This window comes from Streptomyces sp. T028, assembly GCF_048159505.1.
Lineage (GTDB): Bacteria > Actinomycetota > Actinomycetes > Streptomycetales > Streptomycetaceae > Streptomyces.
This window is the reverse complement of the sequence record NZ_JBLRVZ010000034.1, coordinates 117,433-143,014: the sequence shown is the minus strand read 5'-3', so window position 1 is coordinate 143,014 and position 25,582 is coordinate 117,433. Positions and strand designations below refer to the sequence as shown.

21 protein-coding genes are annotated in these 25,582 nt (G+C 69.9%); 6 read left to right on the top strand and 15 right to left on the bottom strand.

Translation table 11 applies throughout. The features are described from left to right. Positions 1 to 73 precede the first annotated feature (73 nt). From ACLZN2_RS31825 to ACLZN2_RS31800, 6 genes are all read right to left on the bottom strand, one after another. A complete protein-coding gene (locus tag ACLZN2_RS31825; RefSeq protein ID WP_416982852.1) occupies positions 74 to 490 on the bottom strand; it encodes a hypothetical protein in 417 nt (138 codons plus the stop codon). 148 nt (positions 491 to 638) lie between these two features. After that, positions 639 to 4,370 (bottom strand): ABC transporter ATP-binding protein, encoded by a 3,732-nt coding sequence (locus tag ACLZN2_RS31820; protein WP_416982851.1) that lies wholly within the window; start codon positions 4,368 to 4,370, stop codon positions 639 to 641. A 93-nt stretch (positions 4,371 to 4,463) separates the two neighbouring features. Next, a complete protein-coding gene (locus ACLZN2_RS31815; protein ID WP_416982850.1) occupies positions 4,464 to 5,489 on the bottom strand; it encodes an esterase-like activity of phytase family protein in 1,026 nt (341 codons plus the stop codon). Positions 5,490 to 5,546: 57 nt separating this feature from the next. Beyond that, positions 5,547 to 6,401: a serine hydrolase gene (locus ACLZN2_RS31810; protein ID WP_416982849.1), complete on the bottom strand. Its 855-nt coding sequence runs from the start codon at positions 6,399 to 6,401 to the stop codon at positions 5,547 to 5,549. Positions 6,402 to 6,489: 88 nt separating this feature from the next. Next, positions 6,490 to 6,855 carry a hypothetical protein gene (locus ACLZN2_RS31805; RefSeq protein WP_416982870.1) on the bottom strand — a complete coding sequence of 122 codons (366 nt, stop codon included), beginning with the start codon at positions 6,853 to 6,855 and terminating at the stop codon, positions 6,490 to 6,492. Between the two features lie 20 nt (positions 6,856 to 6,875). Beyond that, entirely contained in the window at positions 6,876 to 7,118 is a 243-nt protein-coding gene (locus ACLZN2_RS31800; protein ID WP_416982848.1) for a hypothetical protein, read from the bottom strand. A 162-nt stretch (positions 7,119 to 7,280) separates the two neighbouring features. Here ACLZN2_RS31800 and ACLZN2_RS31795 point away from each other — a divergent pair, with 162 nt between their 5' ends. Both ACLZN2_RS31795 and ACLZN2_RS31790 read left to right on the top strand, forming a co-directional pair. After that, positions 7,281 to 8,075 (top strand): helix-turn-helix domain-containing protein, encoded by a 795-nt coding sequence (locus tag ACLZN2_RS31795; RefSeq protein ID WP_416982847.1) that lies wholly within the window; start codon positions 7,281 to 7,283, stop codon positions 8,073 to 8,075. After that, positions 8,068 to 8,286: a DUF397 domain-containing protein gene (locus tag ACLZN2_RS31790; protein ID WP_416982846.1), complete on the top strand. Its 219-nt coding sequence runs from the start codon at positions 8,068 to 8,070 to the stop codon at positions 8,284 to 8,286. Before ACLZN2_RS31795 ends, ACLZN2_RS31790 begins: the two co-directional genes overlap by 8 nt. Here ACLZN2_RS31790 and ACLZN2_RS31785 read toward each other — a convergent pair. After that, positions 8,283 to 9,014: a DUF899 domain-containing protein gene (locus tag ACLZN2_RS31785; RefSeq protein WP_416982845.1), complete on the bottom strand. Its 732-nt coding sequence runs from the start codon at positions 9,012 to 9,014 to the stop codon at positions 8,283 to 8,285. The two genes, ACLZN2_RS31790 and ACLZN2_RS31785, sit on opposite strands and share 4 nt — an antisense overlap. A gap of 176 nt (positions 9,015 to 9,190) precedes the next feature. Between ACLZN2_RS31785 and ACLZN2_RS31780 the strand changes: the two genes are divergently transcribed. The 3 genes from ACLZN2_RS31780 to ACLZN2_RS31770 all read left to right on the top strand — a co-directional run bounded on the left by ACLZN2_RS31780 (position 9,191) and on the right by ACLZN2_RS31770 (position 13,090). Further along, positions 9,191 to 11,503: a glycosyltransferase family 39 protein gene (locus ACLZN2_RS31780; RefSeq protein ID WP_416982844.1), complete on the top strand. Its 2,313-nt coding sequence runs from the start codon at positions 9,191 to 9,193 to the stop codon at positions 11,501 to 11,503. 231 nt (positions 11,504 to 11,734) lie between these two features. Next, the gene (locus ACLZN2_RS31775) at positions 11,735 to 12,541 is read left to right on the top strand and encodes an endonuclease I family protein (protein ID WP_416982843.1); all 807 of its coding nucleotides are present in this window, start codon (positions 11,735 to 11,737) and stop codon (positions 12,539 to 12,541) included. Between the two features lie 195 nt (positions 12,542 to 12,736). Next, on the top strand, positions 12,737 to 13,090 hold the full coding sequence (locus tag ACLZN2_RS31770; RefSeq protein WP_416982842.1) for a peptidase inhibitor family I36 protein: 354 nt from the start codon (positions 12,737 to 12,739) through the stop codon (positions 13,088 to 13,090). Between the two features lie 85 nt (positions 13,091 to 13,175). On the opposite strand, the gene ACLZN2_RS31765 is transcribed toward ACLZN2_RS31770, so the two are convergent. The 4 genes from ACLZN2_RS31765 to speB all read right to left on the bottom strand — a co-directional run bounded on the left by ACLZN2_RS31765 (position 13,176) and on the right by speB (position 19,583). Next, positions 13,176 to 16,028, bottom strand: coding sequence for an eCIS core domain-containing protein (locus ACLZN2_RS31765; protein WP_416982841.1), 2,853 nt, complete (start codon positions 16,026 to 16,028; stop codon positions 13,176 to 13,178). Between the two features lie 178 nt (positions 16,029 to 16,206). Then, positions 16,207 to 16,812: a hypothetical protein gene (locus ACLZN2_RS31760; protein ID WP_416982840.1), complete on the bottom strand. Its 606-nt coding sequence runs from the start codon at positions 16,810 to 16,812 to the stop codon at positions 16,207 to 16,209. Between the two features lie 117 nt (positions 16,813 to 16,929). Then, positions 16,930 to 18,618: a thiamine pyrophosphate-binding protein gene (locus tag ACLZN2_RS31755; protein ID WP_416982839.1), complete on the bottom strand. Its 1,689-nt coding sequence runs from the start codon at positions 18,616 to 18,618 to the stop codon at positions 16,930 to 16,932. Continuing rightward, positions 18,615 to 19,583 (bottom strand): agmatinase, encoded by a 969-nt coding sequence (gene speB, locus ACLZN2_RS31750; protein ID WP_416982838.1) that lies wholly within the window; start codon positions 19,581 to 19,583, stop codon positions 18,615 to 18,617. Before speB ends, ACLZN2_RS31755 begins: the two co-directional genes overlap by 4 nt. A 209-nt stretch (positions 19,584 to 19,792) precedes the next feature. On the opposite strand from speB, the gene ACLZN2_RS31745 reads away from it, so the two are divergent. After that, complete coding sequence (locus ACLZN2_RS31745; protein WP_416982837.1) at positions 19,793 to 20,587, top strand: phosphatase; 795 nt, start codon at positions 19,793 to 19,795, stop codon at positions 20,585 to 20,587. A gap of 112 nt (positions 20,588 to 20,699) precedes the next feature. Here ACLZN2_RS31745 and ACLZN2_RS31740 read toward each other — a convergent pair whose 3' ends face one another. From ACLZN2_RS31740 to ACLZN2_RS31725, 4 genes are all read right to left on the bottom strand, one after another. Further along, positions 20,700 to 21,575: an acyl-CoA thioesterase gene (locus tag ACLZN2_RS31740; RefSeq protein WP_416982836.1), complete on the bottom strand. Its 876-nt coding sequence runs from the start codon at positions 21,573 to 21,575 to the stop codon at positions 20,700 to 20,702. 36 nt (positions 21,576 to 21,611) lie between these two features. Next, positions 21,612 to 22,769 carry an acyl-CoA dehydrogenase family protein gene (locus ACLZN2_RS31735; RefSeq protein ID WP_416982869.1) on the bottom strand — a complete coding sequence of 386 codons (1,158 nt, stop codon included), beginning with the start codon at positions 22,767 to 22,769 and terminating at the stop codon, positions 21,612 to 21,614. Between the two features lie 164 nt (positions 22,770 to 22,933). After that, positions 22,934 to 24,646: a B12-binding domain-containing radical SAM protein gene (locus tag ACLZN2_RS31730; protein WP_416982835.1), complete on the bottom strand. Its 1,713-nt coding sequence runs from the start codon at positions 24,644 to 24,646 to the stop codon at positions 22,934 to 22,936. Between the two features lie 21 nt (positions 24,647 to 24,667). Then, the gene (locus ACLZN2_RS31725) at positions 24,668 to 25,582 is read right to left on the bottom strand and encodes a hypothetical protein (RefSeq protein ID WP_416982834.1); all 915 of its coding nucleotides are present in this window, start codon (positions 25,580 to 25,582) and stop codon (positions 24,668 to 24,670) included.

Here is a 25,582-nt window from a genome sequence, read left to right as displayed (position 1 = left end):
CAGGGGGCGTTGGGGACAGAAGCGGGGATCTGACGGTTCAGGTTCAGGTTCAGGTTCAGGTTCAGGTTCAGGTTCAGCAGAGGATCCAGCCCGTGCTGACCGAGCCCCGGCCGACCGAGCCCTTCACGCGGACGCAGCGGTGTCCGGCGTAGGTCTGCACGGGGCCGATGCTGCGAGGGCGCACGCCCTCGGCGGGCACCGGGACGAAACCGCGCGCCTGCACGCTGACCGTCATGCGCCGGTCCCTGCCGGGGTTCCTCTGGAAGGTCATGGCACAGACGGTGCCGTTCCGCTTGTAGACGTTCACATAGCCGGTGGAGAAGGTGAGGGTCCGCACCTTGCGTCCCTCGCAGCGCGTGGGCGCGGCCACGGCCTCGCCCGGCGCCGCGAGCGCGAGCACCCCGGAGGCGGTGAGCAGGGCCAGGCCGACCGCCAGCCGTCGCCTCAGAGCACCCCGTGTGCCCGGCCCACCCCGCGCGTCTCTGCCCACGGTCCCCGACCCCTCCCACGTTCGCCGTACGTGATGTCGTACGTGATGTCGTACGTCTCGTCGTACGCGATGCCGTACGCACTGCCGCACACACGCTTGCCGTACTGATGTACGGACGCCCGAGACCCCCCGGATGGTTGCACGGCCGTCAGCGGGACGCGCCGACCGGCTCCTCCGGTTCGGCCGCGCCGACGAAGGTCCGCCAGAGGCGGGCGTACCGTCCGTCGAGGGCGAGGAGTTCGTCGTGGGTGCCGTCCTCGACGACCCGGCCGTGGTCCATGACGACCACGCGGTCGGCGCGGGCCGCCGTGGTGAGGCGGTGGGCGACGACGAGCGTCGTACGGCGGCCCGCCAGACGGTCGGTGGCCTGGTTGACCTGGGCTTCCGTCGCCAGGTCCAGGGCCGCCGTCGCCTCGTCCAGCAACAGGACGTCCGGGTCGACGAGTTCCGCGCGGGCCAGGGCGATCAGCTGGCGCTGGCCGGCGGAGAGGTTGCGGCCGCGCTCGGCGACCTCGTGGAGGTAACCGCCGTCCAGGGTCGCGATCATCTCGTGCGCGCCGACCGCCCGCGCGGCCGCCTCGACCTCGGCGTCGGTGGCGTCGGGGCGGCCGTAGGCGATGGCGTCGCGGACGGTGCCGGGGAAGAGGTACGCCTCCTGCGGGACGACGCCCAGACGGTGGCGGTACGACGTGATGTCCAGGGAGCGCAGATCCGTGCCGTCGACCGTGACCCGGCCGGAGGTGGGGTCGTAGAACCGGGCCACCAGCTTGACCAGGGTCGACTTCCCCGCGCCCGTCTCGCCGACGAAGGCGACCGTCTGCCCGGCCGGGACGCGCAGGTCGATCCCGCCGAGAGCCTCTTCCTCCTCGCCCCCCTCCGCGCCGTACGCGAAGTGCACGTCCTCGAAGGCGATCTCGCCGCGCAGGGACGGGACGTCCAGCGGCCTGTCGGCCGACTTCGTGGAGGTCGGCTCGCGCAGCAGCTCCTGGATACGGCCCAGGGACACCGTCGCCTGCTGGTAGCCGTCGAAGACCTGGGAGAGCTGCTGCACGGGGGCGAAGAACAGGTCGATGTAGAGCAGGTACGCGACCAGCGCGCCGGTGGTGAGGGTCGCCGCGTCCACCCGGCCCGCGCCCGCGATCAGCACGGCCGCCGCCGCCACCGACGACAGCAGCTGGACGAACGGGAAGTAGATCGAGATCAGCCACTGGCCCCGGATACGGGCCCGGCGGTAGCTGTCGCTGCGTTCCGCGAACCGCCGGCCGCCGTCGCTCTCGCGCCGGAAGGCCTGCACGATCCGCAGCCCGGACACCGACTCCTGGAGGTCGGCGTTGACCACCGACACCCGCTCACGGGCCAGCTCGTACGCCTTCACGCTCGCCTTGCGGAAGAAGTACGTGGCGACGATCAGCGGCGGCAGCGTCGCGAAGACGACCAGGGCCAGCTGTACGTCGAGCACCAGCAGGGCGACCATGATCCCGAAGAAGGTGACGACCGAGACGAACGCCGTGACCAGGCCGGTCTGGAGGAAGGTGGAGAGGGCGTCGACGTCCGTCGTCATCCTGGTCATGATCCGACCGGTCAGCTCGCGCTCGTAGTAGTCGAGGCCGAGGCGCTGGAGCTGGGCGAAGATCTTCAGGCGGAGGCTGTAGAGGACGCGTTCGCCGGTGCGGCCGGTCATCCGGGTCTCGCCGGTCTGGGCCGCCCACTGGACGGCCACGGCGAGCAGGGCCAGCAGCGACGCCGTCCAGACCGCGCCGAGCGCCAGCCGGGTCACGCCGTCGTCGATGCCGTGCCGGATCATGATCGGCAGCAGCAGGCTCATTCCGGCGTCCACGGCGACCAGACCGAGGCTGATCAGCAGCGGGACGCCGAAGCCGCGCAGCAGTCGGCGCAGGCCGTACGAGTCCTCGGGGGTGACCGCGCGGGTCTCGTCCACGTCGGGGGTGTCGGTGGCGGGCGGCAGCGCCTCCACCTGGGTGAGCAGCTCGGGCGTGGCCGGCATGCCCGCCAGCGCGGTGTCCTTCGGCTCACGGTCACCGGTCCACAGCCGGGGAGTGACCCCGCGCTCGGCGTCGAACTCGGCGTCCAGCTCGTCCCGTACGGTCGTGTCCTCGGCGGTCTCGACCGGCTGGGCGTGACCCGGCGAGACGCCGCCCAGCTCGTCCGGGTCGGTGAGCAGGCGCCGGTAGAGCGCCGAGCGTTCCTGGAGCTCCTCGTGGGTGCCGAGGTCGGCGAGCCGGCCGGCGTCGAGGACGGCGATGCGGTCGGCGAGGTTCAGGGTGGAGCGGCGGTGGGCGATGAGGAGGGTGGTGCGGCCCTCCATGACCTGCTTGAGGGCCTCGTGGATCTCGTGCTCGACGGCCGCGTCCACCGCCGAGGTCGCGTCGTCGAGGACCAGCAGCCGGGGGTCGGTGAGGATCGCGCGGGCGAGGGCGACGCGCTGGCGCTGGCCGCCGGAGAGGGTCAGTCCGTGCTCGCCGACCGTGGTGTCGTAGCCGTCGGGCAGCTCCGCGATGAAACGGTCGGCCTGGGCGGCGCGGGCGGCGTCACGGATCTCGTCGTCGGTCGCGTCGGGACGGCCGTACGCGATGTTGTTGCGGACCGTGTCGGAGAAGAGGAACGAGTCCTCCGGGACCAGGCCGATCGCGGCCCGCAGCGAGTCGAGGGTGAGCTCGCGGACGTCGTGGCCGCCGATCAGGACCGCGCCGCGCGTCACGTCGTAGAAGCGCGGCAGGAGCAGGGAGACCGTGGACTTGCCGGAGCCGGAGGAGCCGACGACCGCGAGGGTCTCGCCCGGGTGGATCTCGAGGCTGAGGCCGTCGAGGACGGGGTGGTCGGGGTCGTAGCCGAAGGAGACGTCGTCGAACTCGACGGTCGCGGGCGCGTCGGCGGGCAGCTCCTTGGTGCCGTCCGTCATCGACGGCTCGGTGTCGATCAGCTCCAGGACGCGCTCGGTGCCGGCGCGGGCCTGCTGGCCGACGGTGAGGACCATCGCCAGCATGCGGACCGGGCCGACCAGCTGGGCGAGGTAGGTGGAGAAGGCGACGAACGTGCCGAGCGTGATGTGACCGCGTACGGCGAGCCAGCCGCCGAGGGCCAGCATCGCGACCTGGCCGAGGGCGGGGACGGCCTGGAGGGCGGGGGTGTAGCGGGCGTTCAGGCGGATGGTGCGCAGGCGTCCCGCGAAGAGCCGGCGGCCGACCTCGCGCAGCTTGCCGGTCTCCTGCTCCTCCTGCCCGAAGCCCTTCACCACGCGTACGCCGCTGACGGCCCCGTCGACCACGCCCGCGACGGCCGCCGCCTGGGCCTGGGCGTACCAGGTGGCGGGGTGGAGGCGGTTGCGGCTGCGCTTGGCGATCCACCACAGGGCCGGGGCGACCGCGAGGGCGACGAGGGTGAGGGGCAGGGACAGCCAGGCCATCACCACGAGGGAGATCACGAAGAGGGCGAGGTTCCCGATGGTCATCGGGAGCATGAAGAGCAGGCCCTGGATCAGCTGGAGGTCGCTGGTGGCGCGGCCGACGACCTGTCCCGTCGACAGCTCGTCCTGACGGCGGCCGTCGAGACGGGTGATCGTCCCGAACATCTCCGTGCGCAGGTCGTGCTGGACGTCGAGGGCGAGGCGGCCGCCGTAGTAGCGGCGGACGTAGGTGAGGGCGTAGACGAGGAGGGCGGCGACGATCAGCAGGCCCGCCCAGGGGGCCATGTCGCGGGTGTGGGCGCCGATGACGTCGTCGATGATCACCTTGGTGACCAGGGGGACGAGGGCCATGACGGCCATACCGGCGAGGGAGGAGCCGAGGGCGAGGACGACGTCCTGGGGGTGTCTCCAGGCGTATCCCGCCAGTCGTCGTGCCCATCCCCGTGTCCCGGTCACGCTGGTGCCCTCCGGTTTTCTGCCTGCTCTGCCGGAAGGCACCAACGTCGGCGGCCGGGGATTTCATCCCGCCGCAACAAACCGAGCGAGGCGTCAGACGCGTACCCGCAGGTAATAGAAGCGGGTCGTCTGGGCCGCGTTCTGGTTGTCGTCGCTCACCAGGAGGACCTTCAGGTGGCCCTTCGAGTACCCCGTGACGACCATGCCCTCGATGTTGTCGAGGAGGGGATTCGGCTGGGGCTGCTTGGCGGTGGCTCCCAGTGACGGACAGGTCACGAGGTCGGTGAGCAGGGTCTTCTTGATCAGACGGACGCCGTCCTGGCCCGTGAGGTTCTCGACACCGCTCGTGTCCGTGGCGTGGCGGGGGTCGGCCAGGTAGAGGCGGACCGTGTTGCCCACGCCGGAGGTGAAGCCGCGCTCCAGGACGAGGAGGCGGCCGTCGGGCAGGGCCTGGACCTCGGGGACGCCGAGGCCGGTGTCGGTGCGGTAGGCGTACTGGGCGGCGAGGCGGAAGTGATCGCCCTTGGTGCGGGTCCAGGTCTGGAAACGGACGATGCCGGTGCTGTCTCCGGCGATCGCGTACTCCATGGAGGCGAGCAGAGTGCGACCGCCGGGGAGGAGGGTCAGGCCCTCGAAGGTCTGGTTGACGGTGGCGCGTCCGGCCGGGGCGACGAGGAGGGAGGCCGGGACCGGGAGGCGGTCGAGGATCTTCCCGTCGGTGCTGTAGCGGCGGACGGACGGCTCGGTCTCGGAGGTGATGAGGCGGGTGCCGTCCTGGTCTATCACCAGGCCCTCGGAGTCGAGCGCGGCGCCGTTCTCGTCGGCGAGCGGGACGGCCTTCCTCGGGGCGAGGGTGCGGGCGTCCAGGCCGAAGAGGGCGGAGCGGTCGGAGAGTGCGGCGAGGGAGCCGTCCCGGTCGAGGGCGAGGGCGGAGAAATTGCCGACGAAGGTGCCGTCGTACGTCGTCTTGTCGAGGATGTCGGAGAAGCGGTCGATGGAGACCGTGGGCGAGCAGGCGTTGTTCACCCGGGCGTCGGCTTGCGCGGGCCCGGCGGCGGTGAGGGTGGCGGCCGCCGCCAGGCCGGCGGTGAGGGTGGCGAGTACGGTTCGCAGGCGCATGGGCGTCACCGTAGGCGGGGCCGGTGACGTGTGGTGGGACTACGCGTGAAAGCTCGCTCAGGACGCGGCCAGGTCCTTGTGGATGACCTTCGCGACGCCCTGGATGGTCGTGATGCCGTAGTTCATCGTGCTGTTGCCGTGGGTGAGGACGGTGATCATGTAGTCGTGGCCGCCGCCCTTGAAGGTGCCGACGCTGTGGACGCGCCAGCCGTGCGTGGCGCGGGAGAGCCAGCCGTTCTTGACGTGCCAGGTGACGTTCGAGGGCCGGCCGTAGGGGGTGCCCCAGCGCTGCGAGGAGATGACCGAGCCCATCAGTTTGCGGATGTACCAGCGCGAGTCGTCGGTGAGGACCGTGTTGTGCGCCGTGAGGAGCTTCAGCAGCTTCTGCTCGTCGGTGACGGTGATCTGCGTCAGGCCCCAGTAGCCGTTCGCGCCCGGCTTGGTCTGGGTCATCCCGGCGGCCGCCAGGAAGCCCTTGATCTTCGTCATGCCGAGTTGCCTCCACAGGGTCGAGGTGGAGGTGTTGTCCGACTTGGTGATCATCGCGGTGGCAAGCGACTTCTCACGGCTGGTCAGCGCGCGGTCCGTCTTCTGCGCGTCCCACAACAGGGCGGCGAGGACGGTCACCTTGACGACGCTGGCGGAGTCGTAGGCGGTGGAGGCGCGCAGGGTGCAGGTGGTCTTGGTGCTGCGGTCGTAGAGCCCGACCGCGATGGCGCCCCTGCGGTTGGCGAGGGCGGCCGTGATGTCCCTCTTCAGCTTGGTGGCCAGCGCCGCCTTGCTCGACGTACAGCTGACGGTGGGCGTGGCGGCGGTGGCGGGCGCGGCGGTGGCCACGCCGGTGATGAGGACGCCGGTGCCGAGTGCCGTGGCGACGAGTCCTCTCCTGCGTCTGTTGGTCCGGTGAGTCATGCCCAGTTGACTCACCAGTTCGGGCGAATGGTTGTACGAGCGTCAGTGAAATTCGCAGTCGTGAGGCGGGGCGCGGTGTGCGAGCGACTCAGGCTTCCGGTACGGGACTCTCGTCGCGGTCGGCCTCGTCGGGCTCGTCGGGATCGTCGGGCCCGTCGGGCTCGTCGGGCTCGTCGGGATCGTCTCGCTCGGGCGCGGGAAGGCGGGCGCCCCGGCTCTCCGCGATGCGGTGGACGTCGCGCAGCGCCTCGGCCATGCGGGCGGCCAGGAAACGGAGTTGTGCGGAGGTGACCGTGCGGTCGGCGAGCATGTCGGCGGCGTGGTCGAGGAGTTCGTCCGCCATGCCGAGCTGAACGCTCTCGATGCTGTCGGCGATCCGGGAGACGCACCCCGTCCCGTCGCCGACGACGTAACAGGGCTTGCCTTCGGGGCCGGTCCACGGCAGCAGCCGCATCACACTGTCCTGACTGCCGATCACGCGGTCACCTCCACACCGTTGATGAAGGCGACGAGATAGGGGCGGACCGTCGCGTTGTCCTCGCCGCGCAGGAGTTGTGAGTCGGTTCGGGGAGCAAGGCCGCGTTCCTCGGCGCACGAGCAGGGGGGACACGAGCACGCGCCCGCCACCGGGACGATGACCGTGCGGCGACGGCACCCCGTCCCCGGAAGCAGGAGTTGTAGCAGCGCTTCGAAGAGGCGGGCGATACGGTGACGCATGTCGTCAACTCCGTTGGGTTCGTTGATGGCCACGCCCCCGGACCGGTCGCTCGGTCGCGAGGGTCTCGCGTTCTGTAGCGATCCACTTACAGAGTGAGACGGTCCGGTCCAGGCTCGCCAGAGGGTCGGATGTGACCAGTCATTTGTCACAAAGGGGTGGCCATGACCAGCACGTACGGTGACTGGCTCAAGCAGCAGCGGGAAGCGGCGGGGCTGACGCAGCAGCAGCTGGCGGACATGACCGTGATGACGCGTTCGCACATCGCGCACATCGAGGCGGGGCGCCGGGTGCCGTCGAAGGAGGACGCGCGGCGCCTGGACACGGCCCTGAACACGGGGGATGTGCTGAGCAGCTTCCTGCCGCAGGATGAGGTGGCGATCGCCGACTACTTCGAGGCGGTGTGCGCGCTCGAACAACAGGCGGTGATGATCCACGAGTTCGCCCTGGCATACTTCCCGGGCATCCTCCAGACGAAAAGGTACGCGCGTGCGGTTCTTGGCGCGGCGTTCCCTCCGGTGAGTGAAGAGGAATGTGACAGGCGCGTTGTCACACGCCTTGAGCGCGCGAAGATCCTCGAAGACCCGGTGACGCCCGTAGTGTGGGCGCTGCTGGACGAGACGCTGCTGCGGCGCCCTGTGGCCAGCGGGGACGTCATGGCGGAGCAGATCATGCACGTCGTTCGCCTCGCCGAGACTGGACGCATCCGCGTACATGTGATGCCGTTTGGTGTGGGCCACCACCCACTCATGCAAGGCATGCTCACACTGATGTGGTTCGAGGACCAGCCACCTCTGGCATACGGCGAGACTGACCAGATGGGGAAGCTGCACGACTCCCCGACCGCAGTCCAAGAGTTGCAGCATCGCTACGCTCTCGCACTGAGCGACGCAATGCCGCTGAAGGAGTCACTGGCCCTGCTCAGGGCCACCGCGAAGGAGTACGGGCACCATGACTAACCGATCCATACCGAACGCTGCCCTGTTGAGTGGTTGGCGGAAGTCATCCCTCAGTAACTCCGACGCCGGCAGCTGCCTGGAGATCCTCGACGACTATCCTTCCGGCGTCCCTGTCCGCGACTCCAAGGTCCCACACGGCCCGGCCTTGGTCTTCGATTCGGCCGCATGGTCACCGTTCATCTCAGCCATCAAGGCTCCAAGCTGCCCTTAGCTCTCGTACTCGTCGTGCCGGCGCAGCCAGTGGGTGTCCTCGCCCTCCTCGTGGCGGCCCATCGGTGCTCGGTCGAGGAGGCCGTAGTAGGCCATGGCGGGCTCGAGTCCTCGGGCGGTGGTGACATACGTCCGGTAGACGATGCCGTCCGAGAGCGCGTAGGCGCTGAGCCCGGGGCCCTCGGTGACGTACTGGAGCACGTCCGTGCCGCATGCCTGCGCCATCTGACTCACGGTCGGGGGGATCCCGCCGTCGAGGAACGGCTTCAACTCGTCCTCCGAGTACGTGAAACCGAGGTCGCGGTGGAAGTCGCCGCCGCCCGCGGAGACCCAGTCGAAGCTCCAGCCCATCCGCTCCCGGTAGGCGAGGAGCTTGTCGAGTGACGCCCGCGAAGAGCAGATCAGCGTCACGTCGCGGGCCTTGAGATGAACCACGTTGGGGCTGAGGGTGTCCGCGATCGAGGAGCAGACCGGGCATCCGGCCTCGTACGGCGGGCCGAACATGAAGTGGTAGACGACCAGCTGCGAGCGCCCGTCGAAGAGGTCCCCCAGAGACTTGGTCCCGCCCTCGGTCTCGAAGGTGTAGTCCTTCTCGACCGGCACCCAGGGAAGCTCCCTCCGCTTGCGCGCGAGCTCGTCGCTCCGTCGCGTCAGTTCCTTCTCCTCCACGAGCAGCTCCTGCCGGGCTGCCTCGAACTTCTCCTGTGTGCCGACCCTGTGCTCGGGCATCGCCTTTCCTCCTGTACGGGAGCAGGTACAGGCCTTTTTCCAGGCTAGTCCCGATATGCCGGGGTCACGCGTCGAGAGCCGGGGCACAGGCCCCTTTGCGGTTTCCTTGGCGTTTTCACAGGCCGGTGCCAGGTGCGGCACAGTGCGCGCCCACCCCCGCTCTGCACGATGCCCGGGTGACATCTGCCACCGATCCACTCCCCACTCCCCCGGCCGTGTCCCCCGACCGGCCGCCGCCGGCCCCTGCCGAGACGACCGCCGCGGCGCCCCCACCGGACAGGGCGCCCCGCTGGTCGTTGCCCGCGCTGATCGCGATCCTGGTCCTGGCTGCGGTGCTCTACGGCTGGAACCTGTCGGGCAACAGCCTCAACAGCTTCTACAGCGCCGCCGTCTACAGCGGTACGAAGAGCTGGGAGGCGTGGTTCTTCGGCTCGTTGGACGCCGGGAACTTCATCACCGTCGACAAGCCGCCGTTCGCGCTGATGGTCATGGGTCTGTCCTGCCGGATCCTCGGCTTCGGCACCTGGCAGATGATGGCCCCGGAGATCGCCGCCGCGCTGGGCACGATCTGGATCCTGCACTCCTCCGTGAAGCGGGTGTTCGGGCACGCCGCGGCCGCGATCGCGGCGCTCGTGCTCGCGCTCACTCCGATCACGGTCGCGATCAACCGCGACAACAACCCCGACACCATCCTCGTGCTGCTGATGGTGGCCGGCGCGGCCCTCGCGCTGCGCGCCACGCGCGACGACAGGCTGCTGCCGCTCATCGGCTCGGCGGTGTGCTTCGGGCTCGCCTTCAACACCAAGATGCTCCAGGGCTACATCGCCCTGCCCGCCGTCTTCGCCGTGTACGTGTACGCGTCGAAGCAGGGCTGGAAGAAGAAGGTCGTCAACCTGGCCCTCGCGGCCGTGGCGCTCGCCGTCTCCAGCTTCTGGTGGGCGACCGCCGTCTCCCTGGTGCCCGCCGACGAGCGGCCGTACATCGGCGGTTCCACCGACGGCAGCGCCTGGGACCTGATCATGGGCTACAACGGCCTGGGACGGATCCTCGGCGGCGAGGGCAACGGCGGGGGCGGCGGGGGCGGAGGCGGCTGGTCCGGTTCTGCGGGCATCGGGCGGATGTTCAACGACGTCCTCGGCGGCCAGATCTCCTGGCTGATCCCCTTCTCGGGCATCGCGCTCGTCGCCGGGCTCGTGCTGTGCGGGCGCACCCCGCGCACCGACCCGACGCGTGCCGCGCTGGTCCTGTGGGGCGGCTGGACCGTGCTGCACTACTTCACCTTCGCCCTCGCCGAGGGCACCATGCACCCGTACTACACCACCGCGCTCGCCCCGGGCATCGCGGCGCTCACCGGTGGCGGCGGGGTCATGCTGTGGCGCGCCTTCCGCAGCGGTGACGCCCGCTGGTCGTGGGTGCTGCCCGCGGGGCTGGCCGTGACCGGCATCTGGGCGATCGTGCTGCTGCGCCGGGCGACCGGCTGGAACACCTGGCTGTGGCCGGTCATCGGTGTCGTAATGGTTCTCGCGGTCGTCGGTCTGTTCCTGCTACGGTCCGCGAGTTCCGGCACCCGGCTGCGGATGCTCGGCGCATCCGTCGCCGCGGCGATCGTGGCGGCTCTCGCCGGTCCCACGGCGTACGCGGCCTCGCCGGCCTTCGGCAGCTCCAGCGGCATGATGGGCGGCACCAACCCGACGGCCGGCCCGTCCACCGGCGGCGGCATGGGCGGTCCCGGCGGCGGTGGCGGCCGGGGCGGCTTCGGTGGCGGCAACGGGGGTGACGGGGGCAACGGGGGGCCTGGTGGGCAGATGCCCGGCGGTACCCAGCAGGGCGGCGGCCAGGCGAGCGGTGAGTTCCCCGGGGGCGGCAACGGCGAGCTACCCCAGGGCGGCGGTGCTCCGAGCGGTGCGCCGAGCGGGGGCCAGGGCGGTCAGCAGGGTGGCATGAACGGGGAGTTCCCCGGCGGCGGCCAGGGTGGCGGCGAGAACGGTTCGGCCCAGGGCGGCGCGCCCGGCGGCTCGAGCGGCGGCCCCGGTGGCGGCACGGGCGGCGGTATGGGCGGCGGTGGCGGCATGGGCGGCGCCGACAGCGCGCTCATCTCGTACCTGGAGAAGCACCAGGACGGCGCCACGTGGCTGATCGCGGTGTCCAACTCGCAGAGTGCGGGCCAGCTGATCCTGAGCACCGGCAAGCCCGTCATCTCGATGTTCGGCTTCGCCGGCTCGGACAACGCGATGACCCTGGCCAGGCTCAAGGAGCTGGTGAAGAAGGGCGAGCTGCACTACATCCAGCTCGGCGGCGGCATGGGAAGGGGCGGCAACAGCAGCCAGAACCAGGAGCTGACGACCTGGGTGCAGCAGCACGGGACGGCGGTGGAGGAGAGCGAGTACAGCTCCGGCTCCTCAAGCACCTCCAACTCTTCCGGCTCTTCCAACTCTTCCGACTCCTCCAGCTCCTCGATCTACCGGCTGGACCCGTCCGACGTGAGTTGACCTGAGCCGACTTGAGCCGATTTTGAGTCGACCGGTACGACACCAACGGCCCCTGACATCCCGTCAGGGGCCGTTTTCGTATGTTCGCACACGGTCAACTCGCGTAGACAAAGGGCGTTTTGCCGTTCCCGGTCACCGAATGGACACGCACAGTCCATTTACAAGGCTGCATGCTCATGCCACGCTCCCGATTGCCGCCTCCAATCAACCCGCGTAGATCGGACACCCCACATGCTGGCGACACGCATCCGCCGAGGGAAGTCGGTGGCGCTTGCCACCGCTGCCGTCCTGGTCGGCCTCACCGCGTCCACGCTCACCGCGACCCCCGCCGCGGCGACGACGACGGCGTACGACTCGACGTACTACAAGAACGCGGTCGGCAAGACGGGTACGAGCCTGAAGTCGTCCCTCCACACGATCATCAGCGCCAACGTCACGAAGATCTCGTACTCCGCGGTCTGGAACGCGCTGAAGGTCACCGACCAGGATCCGAACAACAGCAGCAACGTGCTCCTGCTGTACAGCGGTGTCTCGCGCAGCAAGTCCCTCAACGGCGGAGACGTCGGCGACTGGAACCGTGAGCACACCTGGGCCAAGTCCCACGGCGACTTCGGCGAGGCGATCGGCCCCGGCACCGACCTGCACCATCTGCGCGCCTGCGACGTCCAGGTCAACAGCACCCGCGGCAACCTGGACTTCGACAACGGCGGCAGCACCGTCACCAACGGCGGCGGCAGCCTCGTCGACTCCAACTCCTTCGAGCCGCGCGACGCGGACAAGGGTGACGTGGCCCGCATGATCCTCTACATGGCCGTCCGCTACGAGGGCGACGACGGCTGGCCGAACCTGGAGCCCAACGACAGCGTCGGCAACGGCAGCAACCCGTACATGGGCCGCCTGTCCGTCCTCAAGGCCTGGAACGACGAGGACCCGCCGAGCGCCTTCGAGGAGAAGCGCAACCAGGCCATCTACGACACCTACCAGCACAACCGCAACCCGTTCATCGACCACCCGGAGTGGGTCGAGGCGATCTGGTAACACGCGGCACGGCCGCCACCACGCCACGGGCACAAGTACAGGGCCCTCCCGGGAACTCCCGGGAGGGCCCTGCGTCGAATCGCCCTCATCGCCCGAACTCAAGCCGCTTTCCATATCGACTGACCAGTTCCCTCACACCGGTGACATGGATCTTCATCCCGGGCATGTCGCGGGGTGGGCCACGAGCATGGACCCATGACACTTCGTGCCTGGTCCTTCGCCGCCGCCCTCGCTCTGACCGCTCTCGCCGTGCCCTCCCAGACCGCCACCGCCGCCGCCGCGGTCCCGACCTGCAACGACGGGTCGATCTGCTTCTACAGCGGCGAGAACTTCGGCGGCAGCAGCTGGGAGTGGACCTCCCGCAGCGGCTACCGCGACATGCCCCCGTTCCTCCACGACCACGTGGGCTCCTTCGTCGCCTCGACCCGCGCCTGTTTCATCAACTGGGGCCCGGTCGAGAAGCGTGACGTCTTCAACGGCGACTGGCGCTCCCGCTACCTGGGCGACTTCGGCGGCCGTATCGACGGGGTGGGCGCGGGCGGCTGCTGACCCCGCCGCGCCCACCGCGCCCCAAGCCCGGCGCGCCCCAAGCCCGCCGCGCCCCAAGCCCGACGCGCCCAAGCCCGGCAGTCCCTCAGACCTCCGTCGCCTCGACGTGCTCGTACCAGGCCTCGGGGTCACCGGGCTTGGGGCTCTCCTTCTTCCACTTGCTGCTGGTGACCTTGAAGCTCGCGCCCGGCATGAGCAGCACCTCGTCCTCCGTGCCCTGGTACTGGTGGAACGGGTCGATGTCACGGCCGTACTTCCCGGTGAGCGTCAGCTCCAGGAGGATGCGGTGGCGCACCGTGCCGCTGCTCTGCTGCCACATGAAGCTCTTGGCCGTGTCCTTCTCCCGGCTGGTGCTGTCGAAGGAGCTGGTGAAGACGGATCCCGACCGGTAGTTCAGTGCCGCCATCTTGCCGAACTGGCTGACCGCGCCCTCCCCGCCGAGGTTCCAGTCGCCGCGGTAGACCTTGCCGGTGACCGGAGGCAGCCGGTTCAGGGCCTCCATCGTCATGTCGGCGTGTGCCTTCAGCTCCTCGAAGAGCACCGGCGCGAGCACGTCGATCCGCGGATTGATGACGGCCTCCGCCGCCTTCTTGGCCGCCTTGTCCGTGCCCCGGGCCGCCGCGAGCTGCGGCGCGATCACCGGATCCTCGTCGAGCGTGGGCACGTACTCGTGACCGGGCTGCTGGGCGGCCCACCGGAGCTGCCTCTTGATCTGGTCAAGCGTGACGGCCTCCGCTCCGGCCGTGACCAGGCCGCCGGTGCCGTACGGCGCGTACCCCTCGGGCAGGAGCCGGCTGCGCACCACCGCGTTGATCATCTGGTGCGCGCCTCCGGTGTACGCCATCAGGGCGGTGGCGTGGGCGGGCTTGAGCTTCTCGGAGACGGCGACGGGATCGGCACCGCCGTTGTCCGCCCTCCACTTGTTGAGGCTCGAACTGGTCCCGGCCGCGAAGGTGTTGTACTTGTTCTGCGCGAGGTTGGCCGCGCCCACGCCGGGCTCCATGAAACCGCTCGTGTGAGGGTCCGTGGTCCTGGGCTTCCCGGCCTCGGCGAGGTACATCAGCTCGTGCGGGAACTGGCCGCCGACACAGACGTTCTGGCGCAGCTCCTCCTCCGTGAAGGGCGCGATCTTCTCGTACATCAGGGCGGCGCCCTTGCCTGCGCGCAGGGCGGACTCGCCCGGTCCCTTGACCCCGGCCGCCCAGGAACCCCGCAGGATCTCGTAGAGGGAGTGGTCCCAGGACGGCAGCATCCAGCCCATCACCGCCATCCGGTAGTCGAAGACGTCCACCCCCGGCACGTTGATCCACTGGAAGGTCTTCAGCATCCGGGTCGTGGTGCCCGACATGCCCGCGACGACCGGGATACCGCGTGCGGCGGCCGTCTTCGGCCAGGCCTTCTCCTGGTTGATCTCGTACCAGGCGAAGCCCTCGGTCCAGGGCAGCTTGTCGTCGCGGCCCGGCTTGCCCGCGAACGCCAGTTCCCGGTCGCTGAGCGGGGCGCCCCGGTTCTCGTAGTCCCGGGGGGTCTTGCGGTGCGCCTGCTTCTCGGCGTCCGAGCGCGGCCTGCGCGGCCCCTGGCTGTCGATCATCTCGCGGGTGTCGCCCACGAAGGTCTCCGGGGTCGACTGCCACAGGAGGTTGCCCAGCGCGTAGGGGTCCTTCTCGTAGTTGTAGCCCTTGCCCGCCAGGTTCGCCACGCCCCACAGACCGGTCCGGGTCCAGCTGTTGAGGAAGGCGGAGTGTTTCTTCAGCTCCTCCACGTTCATGCCGAGGGTCGCCGCGTGCTGCGGCTTGGGGCCGATGATGTGGTTGAGGATCTCCTTGAGCGAGAGCTTGCCCGCGCCCTTGTCCGGCCCGGTCGTGTTGTAGTAGGCGGCGTTGTAGACGGCCGTCATCAGCTCCCGGACGTTGCCGTCGCGGGCGAAGAACTCCTTGATCTGGGCGGTGGCCATCCCCTCGCCCACCTGGCCGCCGCTCGTCGGGTCGTTCTTGAAGAACGACTTGTTGGCGAGGGCGCCGTCCTTGTGCTCCAGACGGGAGTAGGCGATGAGCAGCTGCTTGAGCCGGGCCACCGTCTTGCGCGCCGCGTCCAGCGCCCGCGGATGCCGGAAGGTGTACGCCCCGAGCCGCTTCTCGAACTCCTCGGCGGCGGCCTGCCAGTCCGTCTTCGCGTAGTACTGGGCGTGGTCGAAGGGGGCCGCGCCGTCGCCGTAGCGCTGTACGGCGACGGGCTCGCCCCCGGTCCGCGCGGACGTGTGGGGACGAGGGGAGGTGTCCGCCGCCCGCTGCACCGGCTCTCCGGCGGCCGGCACCGGACCGGCGAGGACCCGGCGGGCGTTGTCCTCCGCCGCGCGTTCGAAGCGGTCGGCGGGATCGGAGACGCTGAGCCCCGAGCCGTTGTCGGTGCCCGCGACCGGGCCCTGACGCTGCTGGATGACATGGGTCAGCTCATGGGCGAGGGTGTGCCGGTCGCCGCCGCCCGCGCCGATGACGACATGGTTGCCCGAGGTGTAGGCACGGGCGCCGATCTCGGCGGCCGAGCGCTGGGCGGCGGGGCCGGTGTGCAGCCGTACGTCGGAGAAGTCGGCCCCCAGCCGTGCCTCCATCTCGGCACGGACCGCCCCGTCCAGCGGCTGCCCCGCGCCGCTCAGCACCCCCGGCACGGACGAGCGCTGCACCGGCGCCGAAGGGTCGTGACCGCAGGAGGGGTCGTGCACATGGCGCTGTACTTCGTGCTGCACCTGCCGTTGCTGTTCGAGCGCCCGGACCACGGCGGCGTTCCCGGCGGACCGCTGCACCGCGAGCAGGTGCCGCGCGACCGGCCCGCCGTCGCCGGCGCCGCTCGCTCTGGCCGGTGTGGAGGGACGGGCAGTGGACTGAGCGGCCGGCCGGGCGGCGGACCGAGCGGCGTCGTCCTGCGGATCGCGTGGGCGCATGCGTCCGATTCTCGGCCATCTCCCCTGCAACACAACGGGAGTTCGCCCGAAGGGACCATGGTCGCTGCCCGGCCCGCCACGCGGGTGTGCCCTGTTGGCCGCCTGAAGGTCCCTGGCCTGGGCTTCACTCCGGTCGCGCGCAGGGCCCGCTACGAGCCCTGATCGGGTGCGGCTCCGCTCAGCAGAACCAGAAGAAGACCGTGTCGTCCGTGCGCCCCAGGCGCTGTGCCGTCTCCCACTCCTCCGCCTCGAACCGCATCAGCTCGGCGAACCTCCCCGCCGTCTCCGTGAACTCGCGGTCCAGCCGGTTCAGCACCCCCTCGTACGCCTCCGCCAGCGCACCGGCCCGCTGCGCCGGCAGCACGCCGATCTGCGGCACCACGTCGCCGGGATGCGGCAGCCGCAGCGGCGGGCCGCTGAAGAGGAAGGACGCCGGCCGGATGTCCGCCGGGACGCCGTGCCGGGCGAGTTCGGAGTCCAGCGCGAAGAACCAGGACGGCCGCCGCCACGCCCCGAGGTCCGTGGTGTCGGAGAAGTGCGGGGCCACGGCCTCGTGGAAGGCGTACGTGTACGCGGGGCACAGGTCCACGCTGGGCGGGGTGCCCTCGACCAACTCCTCCAGCGCCCGCGCCACCGACACCTCCAGGTCGATGCCCTGCTCCCGCAGCCGCGCGTCGGCCTTCTCGCACCGCTCACGCACGATGGCGAACATCCGCTCCTGCTCCTGCGTTCGCTCCACCGCGGTGAGCAGCCGGATCACCCCGCGCATGTCACCGGTGCTCATCTCCAGGCAGTAGCTCACTGGTTCGTCCTCCCCGTTCCGACGCCGGCCCCGGCGATCATCATGACCATGATCCACCACGACGCCCAGGACAGGGGTCCCTCCCGCCATCGGTCCGGCCTACGCGTCCAGGTGCGTCGGCGCGAACATGCGCAGCAGCGCCGGGAGGACGACCACCGAGGGGCCGGGTGCGGACAGGGCTTTGGTCAGGTCCTGTTCCAGGGTCTCCGGGGACGTCAGCACACCCGGTACGCCGAAGGACTCCGCGAGGGCCACGTAGTCGGGGCGGGTCAGCTCGGTGCCCGTGGTGGCGCCGAAGGTGTCGGTCATGTACTCGCGGAGGATGCCGTAGCCGCCGTCGTCGACGACGAGCCAGGTGACGGGGAGGCCGTACTGCTTCGCCGTCGCCAGTTCGGCGATCGAGTAGAGGGCGCCGCCGTCGCCGGAGACCGCCAGGACCGGGCGGGTCGGGTCGGCGGCCGCCGCGCCGAGGGCCGCCGGGAAGGCGTAGCCGAGGCCGCCCGCGCCCTGGGCGGAGTGCATGGCGCCCGGTGCCTTGGGGTCGAAGGCGGACCAGGCCCAGTAGGACAGGATCGTCATGTCCCAGAACGACGGGGAGTCGGCGGGCAGGGCCTTGCGGATCGAGGTCAACAGGTCCTGTTCCAGGGTGAGTTCCTGGGCGGCGATGCGTTCCCGGACGCGGGACAGCAGGGCGCGTACGCGCTCCGGGGCCTCCGGGTCCTCGCGTCGGGTCACCGTCTCCAGCAGGGCCTGGAGGGCCAGGCGGGCGTCGGCGTGGATGCCGAGGGCCGGGTGGTTGGACTCCAGTTTGCCGAGGTCGGCCTCGATCTGGACGACCCGGCCGCGTGGTTTGAACGTGTGGTAGTTCGAGGAGAGTTCGCCGAGGCCCGAGCCGATCACCAGCAGGACGTCGGCGTCCTCGAGGAAGTCGGTGGTGTGACGGTCCTCCAGCCAGGACTGCAGGGACAGCGGGTGCGTCCAGGGGAAGGCGCCCTTGCCGCCGAAGGTCGTGACGACGGGGGCCTGGATCCGCTCCGCCAGCTGCCGCAGCTTGCGGGAGGCGTCCGAGCGGACCACTCCCCCGCCCGCGACGATCACCGGCCGGGCCGCGCGGGAGAGCAGGTCGGCCGCGACCGCCGTCAGTTCGGGGCGGGGCGGCAGGTCCTCCGGGAAGGCGTCGACGCCGGTCACGACGGGGATCGCGGTCTCGGCGAGCAGCACGTCCTGGGGGATCTCCACCCACACCGGGCCGTGCGGGGCGGTCAGCGCCGACGTCCAGGCCTCCGCGATCGCCGAGGGGATCTGCGACTGGGTGCGGACCGTGTGGACCGACTTCACCACGCCCCGGAACGACGCCGCCTGATCGGGGAGTTCGTGCAGATAGCCGTGGCGGCCGCCGCCCAGTCCCGCCGTCGGGATCTGGCTGCTGATCGCCAGCACGGGAGCGGAGGCGGAGGCCGCCTCGTGCAGCGCCGCGAGCGAGGTCAGCGCGCCCGGCCCGGTGGACAGCAGCAGCGGGGCGGCCTCCCCGGTGATCCGGCCGTAGGCGTCCGCCGCGAAGCCCGCGTTGTTCTCCACCCGCAGGCCGACATAGCGGAGGGAGGAGCGGCGCAGGGCGTCGAACACGCCCAGCGCGTGCTGGCCGGGCAGCCCGAACACCGTGGTCGCGCCGAGCGCGGCCAGGGTCTCCACGACGAGGTCTCCGCCGATCCGGCCGGGCGGCGGGTTGAGCGCGGCCTCCGTCTGCGCGGCCGTCGGGCGGAGCACCAGGTCGTGGTCGTGGGTCACTGCGCGCGAGCCTCCGCGATCTGCCGGGACATGAGGGTGGTCAGTTCGTACGCCGTGTGGGACGCGGCCACCGACGTGATCTCCGCGTGATCGTACGCGGGGGCCACCTCGACGACGTCGGCGGAGACCAGGTTGCAGGAGGCGAGACCGCGCAGGATCTCCAGGAGCTCGCGCGAGGTCATGCCGCCGGCCTCGGGGGTGCCGGTGCCGGGGGCGTGCGCCGGGTCCAGGCAGTCGATGTCGATGGAGATGTACAGCGGCCGGTCGCCGACGCGCTGCCGCAACTGGTCGGCGACGTCGTCGGCGCCGCGCCGGTAGATGTCCGCCGAGGTGACGATGCCGAAGCCCATCTTCTCGTCGTCGGTGAGGTCCCGCTTGCCGTACAGGGGGCCGCGGGTGCCGACGTGCGAGAGGGCCTCGGTGTCGAGGATGCCCTCCTCCACCGCCCGGCGGAACGGGGTCCCGTGCGTGTACTCGGCCCCGAAGTACGTGTCCCAGGTGTCGAGGTGGGCGTCGAAGTGGAGCAGCGCGACCGGGCCGTGCTTCTTCGCCACGGACCGCAGCAGCGGCAGCGCGATGGTGTGGTCGCCGCCCAGGGTCATCAGCCGGGCGCCGGTGCCGAGCAGTTCGTCCGCGGCGGCCTCGACCGTCTCGACGGCCTCGTTGATGTTGAACGGGTTCACGGCGATGTCCCCGCCGTCCGCGACCTGCGCGAGGGCGAAGGGGGAGGCGTCCTGCGCGGGGTTGTAGGGGCGCAGCAGCCGGGACGCCTCACGGATCGCGTTGCCGCCGAAACGGGCGCCCGGCCGGTACGAGACACCGGAGTCGAACGGCACCCCGACCACGGCCACGTCGGCCCGGCCGACCTCGTCGAGGCGGGGCAGCCGGGCGAAGGTCGCGGGACCGGCGTACCGCGGGATGCGGGAGGAGTCGACGGGGCCGCGAGGCGTGTCGTTGCCGCTCATGGTCACATGCCTTCTTTCTGGGGGGGGGTGCCTCCACGGTAGGTGGCCGACCGACGGCTGCGAATCATACGTTTCGTCCAGGGAGCGGCCATCGGATGGAGGAAGTGCACAGGAAGCGCACCTGCCGTCTTCGTGCTCGGTCAGTGACGCACGTCCCAGCGCCCGGAACGGTGACGACGGCCACAGTCCGCTGCCCCACAATGGGGACCATGCCGATACCCGGGACCCCCAGCCGCGCCGAACTCGTCGACCACCTCGTCAGAACCCGTATCGCGGGTGAGGTCGCCACGCCGCGCGAGAACAACCTCTCCCACTACCGCCAGCTCGCCAACGGCAACCGCAACTACTGGTTCGGCCTGGACCTCGGCGACCGCTGGACGGACGAGCAGGACGTGCTCGCGGTGATGGCGGAGCGGGTGGGCGTCAACGACGACGCCGAGCACCGCTACGGCCAGGACACCATCGACCCGGAGCTGACCGTGGACGGTCTGGACCGGATGGCGGCCCGGCTGCGCAAGGCCGCCGAAGGGCGGCAGCGGGTGCTGTTCGCGACCGGTCACCCGGGCGGTCTGCTGGATGTGCACCACGAGACCTCCGCCGCGCTGCGGGCGGCCGGCTGCGAGATCGTGAAGATCCCGGAGGGGCTCCAGACGGACGAGGGATACGTCTGGCAGGTCGCCGGGGTGGCGGTGCTGGAGCACGGGGCGACCCTGTGGCACACCCACTCGGGCGCGCCGATGAAGGCGATCCTCACCGCGCTGGAGCTGGCGGGCCGCCCGCTGCCCGACCTGGTGGTCGCCGACCACGGCTGGGCGGGGTACGCCGGACAGCACGGCGTGGACTCCGTCGGGTACGCCGACTGCAACGACCCGGCGCTGTTCCTCGCGGAGGCCGAGGGGACCGTACAGGTGGCGGTCCCCCTGGACGACCATGTGCCCAACCCGCGCCACTACGACCTGATGGTCGCGTACCTGCTGACGGAGGCGGGCCTCAAGGACCGCTAAGCGGCTTCGGTGAAGTCCGGTGCGGTTCGGCCGCGCCCTGAAGGGGCGCGGGGAACTGCGCGACCAGCCACGATGGCGCCGCAGACGATCGACGGCACATCCCGCGGAGCGCTTAGGCCCCGGACTTCGGGACGCGGACCACGCCCTCCTGGATCACCGAGACCGCGAGCCGTCCGTCCTGTGTGTAGATGCGGGCCTGGCCGAGGCCGCGCCCGCCGGACGCGGACGGCGACTCCTGGTCGTAGAGCAGCCACTCGTCGGCGCGGAACGGGCGGTGGAACCACATCGCGTGGTCCAGGGAGGCCCCGACGACGTCCCCGACGGCCCAGCCGCCGCGCCCGTGCGCGAGCAGGACGGAGTCGAGGAGGGTCATGTCGGAGACGTAGGTCGCGAGGACCACGTGCAGCAGCGGGTCGTCGGCGAGCTTGCCGTTGGTGCGGAACCAGACCTGGCTGTGCGGTTCGCGCGGCTCGCCGAACCTGCCGTACGGCGGGTCGTCGACGTACCGCAGGTCGATCGCCTCGCGGGCCTCCAGGAACCGCTCGACGATCGCCGGGTCGAGATGGTCGTAGCCGCGCAGCCGCTCCTGGCCGGTGGGGACCGTCTCGGGGTCGGGGGCGGGCGGCATGGGGGCCTGGTGGTCGAGGCCCTCCTCGTACGACTGGAAGGACGCCGACAGCGCGAAGATCGGCCGGCCGTGCTGGACGGCGACCGCGCGGCGGGTGGTGAAGGAGCGGCCGTCGCGGATCCGCTCGACGTTGTAGACGATGGGCGCGCCCGGGTCGCCCATGCGCAGGAAGTACGCGTGCAGGGAGTGGGCGTGCCGGTCCGCGGGGACCGTACGTCCGGCGGCGACCAGCGCCTGCGCCGCCACCTGTCCCCCGAAGACGCGGGGGACGACGGCGGAGCGGGACTGGCCGCGGAAGATGTTCTCCTCGATCTGCTCGAGGTCGAGCAGATCGAGGAGATCCTGAAGTGCCTGGCTCATGACGTCTGGTTGTACCGGGCGGTAATTGCCGGGACCTTACAGACCCATGTCCTTGGCGATGATCGTCTTCATGATCTCGCTGGTGCCGCCGTAGATCCGGTTGACGCGGTTGTCGGCGTACAGGCGGGCGATCGGGTACTCGTTCATGAAGCCGTAGCCGCCGTGCAGCTGGAGGCAGCGGTCGATGACGCGGTGGGCGACCTCGGTGGTGAACAGCTTGGCGGAGGCGGCCTCGGCGGCGGTCAGCTCGCCGGCGTCCAGGGCCTCGGTGGCGCGGTCCACGACGGCCTCGGCGGCGTCCACCTCGGCCTGGCAGGCGGCCAGCTCGAACTTGGTGTTCTGGAAGGACGCGACGGTCTGCCCGAAAACGGTGCGCTGCTGGACGTAGTCCTTGGCGAACCGGATGGCGGCCTTGGCCTGGGCGTAGGCGCCGTAGGCGATGCCCCAGCGCTCGGAGGCGAGGTTGTGGCCGAGGTAGTAGAAGCCCTTGTTCTCCTCGCCGAGGAGGTCCTCGACGGGGATCTTGACGTCGACGAACGCCAGCTCGGCGGTGTCGGAGGTCTTCAGGCCGAGCTTGTCGAGCTTGCGGCCGACGGAGTAGCCCTCGGCCTTGGTGTCGACGACGAAGAGGGAGATGCCGTGGCGGCGGTCCTCGGCGGTCGGCGCGGAGGTACGGGCGCAGACGATCATGCGGTCGGCGTGGACACCGCCGGTGATGAAGGTCTTGGCGCCGTTGAGGACGTAGTGCGTGCCGTCCTCGGAGAGCTTGGCGGTGGTGCGCATGCCGGCGAGGTCGGAGCCGGTGCCCGGCTCGGTCATCGCGATGGCCCACATCTCCTCGCCGGAGACGAACTTCGGCAGGTAGCGCTTCTTCTGCTCGTCGGTGGCGAGAAGCTTGACGTACGGCAGGCCCAGCAGGACGTGCACGCCGGAGCCGCCGAAGGTGATGCCCGCGCGGGCGGTCTCCTCGTAGAGGATGGCCTCGAACTTGTAGGAGTCGATGCCGGCGCCGCCGTACTCCTCGTCGACGCGGATGCCGAAGACGCCGAGCTCGGCGAGCTTGTAGTAGAAGTCGCGCGGCGCCTGGCCGGCTGCGAGCCACTCGTCGTAGACGGGGACGACCTCGGCCTCGATGAAGGCCCGGAGGGTCTCCCGGAACGCCTCGTGATCCTCGTTGAACACCGTACGGCGCACCGCCGCCACCTCCACCTGGCTCAAAAGGTCATATCTAAGCGCTTGCTCAGATGATTACCGTACCGGTGGGTAGGGAGAGGCGTCCAGAGCCTTCGGGGCACAGCGCCCGTAACGCTCGTCACGTGCTCGGCAGGCGGGCGGCCTGACCGTCGGAGCGGGCCTTCTCACGCTTCGAGAGCTCTGGCGATCCGTTCTCTCTTCATCGCCTCGTCGCCCGCGCGGATCAGGGATTCGACGTCCAGGCTCCCCGAGGAGACCGCCGCAGCGGCGAAGTCCGATCCGAAACGGTCCGAGAGACTGAACCGGATCTCGTCGTTGAGCAGGGCCGTGAGAGCCAGGTCGGGCCGAGCGGCGTAGACCGCGTCGACGGCGGCCGCCGCGATGCCGTTCGCCTTCTGCGCCAGATCTTCCCTGGCGAGACCGATGGTCACATTCTCGAAGTCCTCGGTCATACGGAGGTTGTGGGCCAGCTGCCCCGCGTTGTCGAGGGCGAACGGGGACCCCGTGACCGGAATGAAGCTGGAAATGGTCGCCGACTGGATGGCTTCCTCATGGATGAGATAGTCCACCGTCCGCTGCTCAGCGAGGTCGGACGAGCCGGGGAATCCGAACAGCGTGTAGGTGTAGACGTGAATGCCTGCCGTGGCACAGTTTCCGAAGATGTCCGCGTAGTGGCGGTGCTGGTTGATCCTCTTCCCCAGCGCGACCAGCGCGGCTTCGTCCGCCGACTCCAGCCCGAAATAGGCCTGGCGGCAGCGGGCTCGTCCGAGGCGACTCACGAAGTCGGCGTCCCGGAAGCGTCGCTCCGCGATCGCGTAGATCTCGAAGGCGACCCCGTGCGGTTCGATGAGCGGGAGGAGTTCGTCGAGCAGATCCGGGGGCATGGCCTCGTCGACGAACCGGAAGTGCTGGATTCCATGTGCGGCGGACAGCACGGCGATGTCCTCGGCGACGCTCTCAGCGGAACGCTGCCGGGCAAGCGGGTCCCAGGACTCATGGATCGTGCAGAAGCTGCACTTGCCCCAGTAGCACTTCCGGCTCGCCAGGACCGGCAGCATGGGAGTGAGGCTGAGGTAGCTCCTCACCGGATAGTCCGCGAAGTCCGCTCCGCCCGTCTGCGCGATCGGCGTGACACTGCGGCTGGTGAACGGGTGGAGGATGGCTGCACGGCCAGGCCGGGTGGTCGTCCTGGAGACGACGCGATCCTCGTCAGTGGGCAACGGCTCGCCGCTGTCCAGTGACTGGAGCAGGGACAGCAGTGGCATCTCGCCTTCCCGGATGACCAAGTGGTCCCAGAACTCGTCCAGTTCGGCGGCGATCACCGGATGGATCCGGGCCAGCAGGGAACCGCCCCAGATGATGCGGGAGGCGGCACCATGTGCGCGTCGGATGCACCAGGCGAGCCGGAACGCGGGAAGGATCTGGTCCTCCACGCTGAGATTGATGCCGACGATCGGTCCGACCCGTCGCAGCAGTTCGGCGTAGAGAGAGTCGAAGGGAGTCCGGTCGGCCATGGCGAACTGCCGAACGGACTCCGGCTCTCTGCGGTCGTACGGTGTCCGTAGGCCTCGTAAGGAGATGGCATACCCCTCGTGCTGGTCGCCCCAGCGCGAAAAGGCCTCCTTCATCCAGGAGTCGAAACTCAGGGCTGACAGAACAGCCGGCACGACCTCGTCCGCGCGGAAGTACTCCTCGCGGTACGTTTCCAGATCGCCGGCCGGTCCGTTCCCCACTAGGCCGGAGAAGAAGCGCTGGTTGACGTCGTGGCATGCGACCGTGTGTCCCGAGTTGCGCTCGACGTACGCCTTGAGCAGGGGCAGTGCGGAGTGCGGCATCGCGGGATCATGGGCGGGAGGGAAGACCAGGTCGATGTGCATGGCGTGTGCTCCCGGAAGCGTTCAGTGGAGGGCGTACCTGCTCGTCGAGTCCATGTGGCGCATGATGTCGATCTGCTCCAGCACCTTCCGGCCGAACTCACTCCGGCAATTGGAGGTGATGTACGCCCGGTTGAGAAGTTCGGTGGCACCCGATCCGGGGTTCATGAAGAAGTTGATTCCCCAGTAGGCGTCGTCGTCCGCGATGATGCAGTGCATCACCGGGCCGACGCGGGTCTCGAAGTACCGGAAGCGGTCCACCACCTCCGGTTGCAGAGACCCCTCAGCCACTCGGTCACGGCAGATATCGGTCAGGACGTCCCGATAGTGCTGTTGCTCGCGTCGCATCACGTCGGGGCTGCCCAGGGTGAGCATCTTGGACATGCTCGTGTACGTCTCGTCATTGGCGTCGCATGCGACCGCGAAGACCTCGACCACAAGGCGCGGGTGCTTCTTGAGCTGTCGGAAGATCTCCTCCAGCAAGCCGACGTTGAGCACGCGCGAGTTGCGCCAAGTAACGATGCACAGGCGCCGTGTCACGCGTTTGACGGCGTCACTGGCGAAGGCGTCCGTCCAGTACCCGTCACGATAGAGCTGGGTGCCGGTGAGGCCGGGGCCGTCGGTGGTTCCGGGCACGAGTATGCGAGTGGCCGCCTCAAGTTCCGCGCTGAGCTTCAGCAGGTCGGACTTGACCAGTTCCTGCTGCCGTGGTGTGGCGCTTCCGTCCAGTGTCTCGGCGTCGGCCGTGAGCGATGAGTTGAGATCTCGCAGCCGCAGAGCCTTGGAGACCAGTTCCCGTTCGTCCTTTCTGGCCGTACTGATCCGCTGGACGCGGAGCAGGATGATGACGGAGACGACGACACCTCCGATGCCGATCAGGTTCGCGATGAGCCCGATCCAGTCATTGGCGGTGTCGCTGACCGGAAGCGCTGTGAGCAT

Bases quoted from the DNA above. Each gene is read 5' to 3' on its own strand.
- ACLZN2_RS31815 (WP_416982850.1), bottom strand. From the start codon at position 5,489: ATGCGCCTGCGAACCGTACTCGCCACCCTCACCGCCGGCCTGGCGGCG.
- ACLZN2_RS31730 (WP_416982835.1), bottom strand. From the start codon at position 24,646: ATGCACATCGACCTGGTCTTCCCTCCCGCCCATGATCCCGCGATGCCG.
- ACLZN2_RS31785 (WP_416982845.1), bottom strand. From the start codon at position 9,014: ATGCCCGAGCACAGGGTCGGCACACAGGAGAAGTTCGAGGCAGCCCGG.
- ACLZN2_RS31760 (WP_416982840.1), bottom strand. From the start codon at position 16,812: ATGAGCACCGGTGACATGCGCGGGGTGATCCGGCTGCTCACCGCGGTG.
- ACLZN2_RS31765 (WP_416982841.1), bottom strand. From the start codon at position 16,028: ATGCGCCCACGCGATCCGCAGGACGACGCCGCTCGGTCCGCCGCCCGG.
- ACLZN2_RS31770 (WP_416982842.1), top strand. From the start codon at position 12,737: ATGACACTTCGTGCCTGGTCCTTCGCCGCCGCCCTCGCTCTGACCGCT.
- ACLZN2_RS31800 (WP_416982848.1), bottom strand. From the start codon at position 7,118: ATGCGTCACCGTATCGCCCGCCTCTTCGAAGCGCTGCTACAACTCCTG.
- ACLZN2_RS31775 (WP_416982843.1), top strand. From the start codon at position 11,735: ATGCTGGCGACACGCATCCGCCGAGGGAAGTCGGTGGCGCTTGCCACC.
- speB (WP_416982838.1), bottom strand. From the start codon at position 19,583: ATGAGCGGCAACGACACGCCTCGCGGCCCCGTCGACTCCTCCCGCATC.
- ACLZN2_RS31740 (WP_416982836.1), bottom strand. From the start codon at position 21,575: ATGAGCCAGGCACTTCAGGATCTCCTCGATCTGCTCGACCTCGAGCAG.
- ACLZN2_RS31810 (WP_416982849.1), bottom strand. From the start codon at position 6,401: ATGACTCACCGGACCAACAGACGCAGGAGAGGACTCGTCGCCACGGCA.
- ACLZN2_RS31805 (WP_416982870.1), bottom strand. From the start codon at position 6,855: ATGCGGCTGCTGCCGTGGACCGGCCCCGAAGGCAAGCCCTGTTACGTC.
- ACLZN2_RS31745 (WP_416982837.1), top strand. From the start codon at position 19,793: ATGCCGATACCCGGGACCCCCAGCCGCGCCGAACTCGTCGACCACCTC.
- ACLZN2_RS31795 (WP_416982847.1), top strand. From the start codon at position 7,281: ATGACCAGCACGTACGGTGACTGGCTCAAGCAGCAGCGGGAAGCGGCG.
- ACLZN2_RS31790 (WP_416982846.1), top strand. From the start codon at position 8,068: ATGACTAACCGATCCATACCGAACGCTGCCCTGTTGAGTGGTTGGCGG.
- ACLZN2_RS31725 (WP_416982834.1), bottom strand. From the start codon at position 25,582: ATGCTCACAGCGCTTCCGGTCAGCGACACCGCCAATGACTGGATCGGG.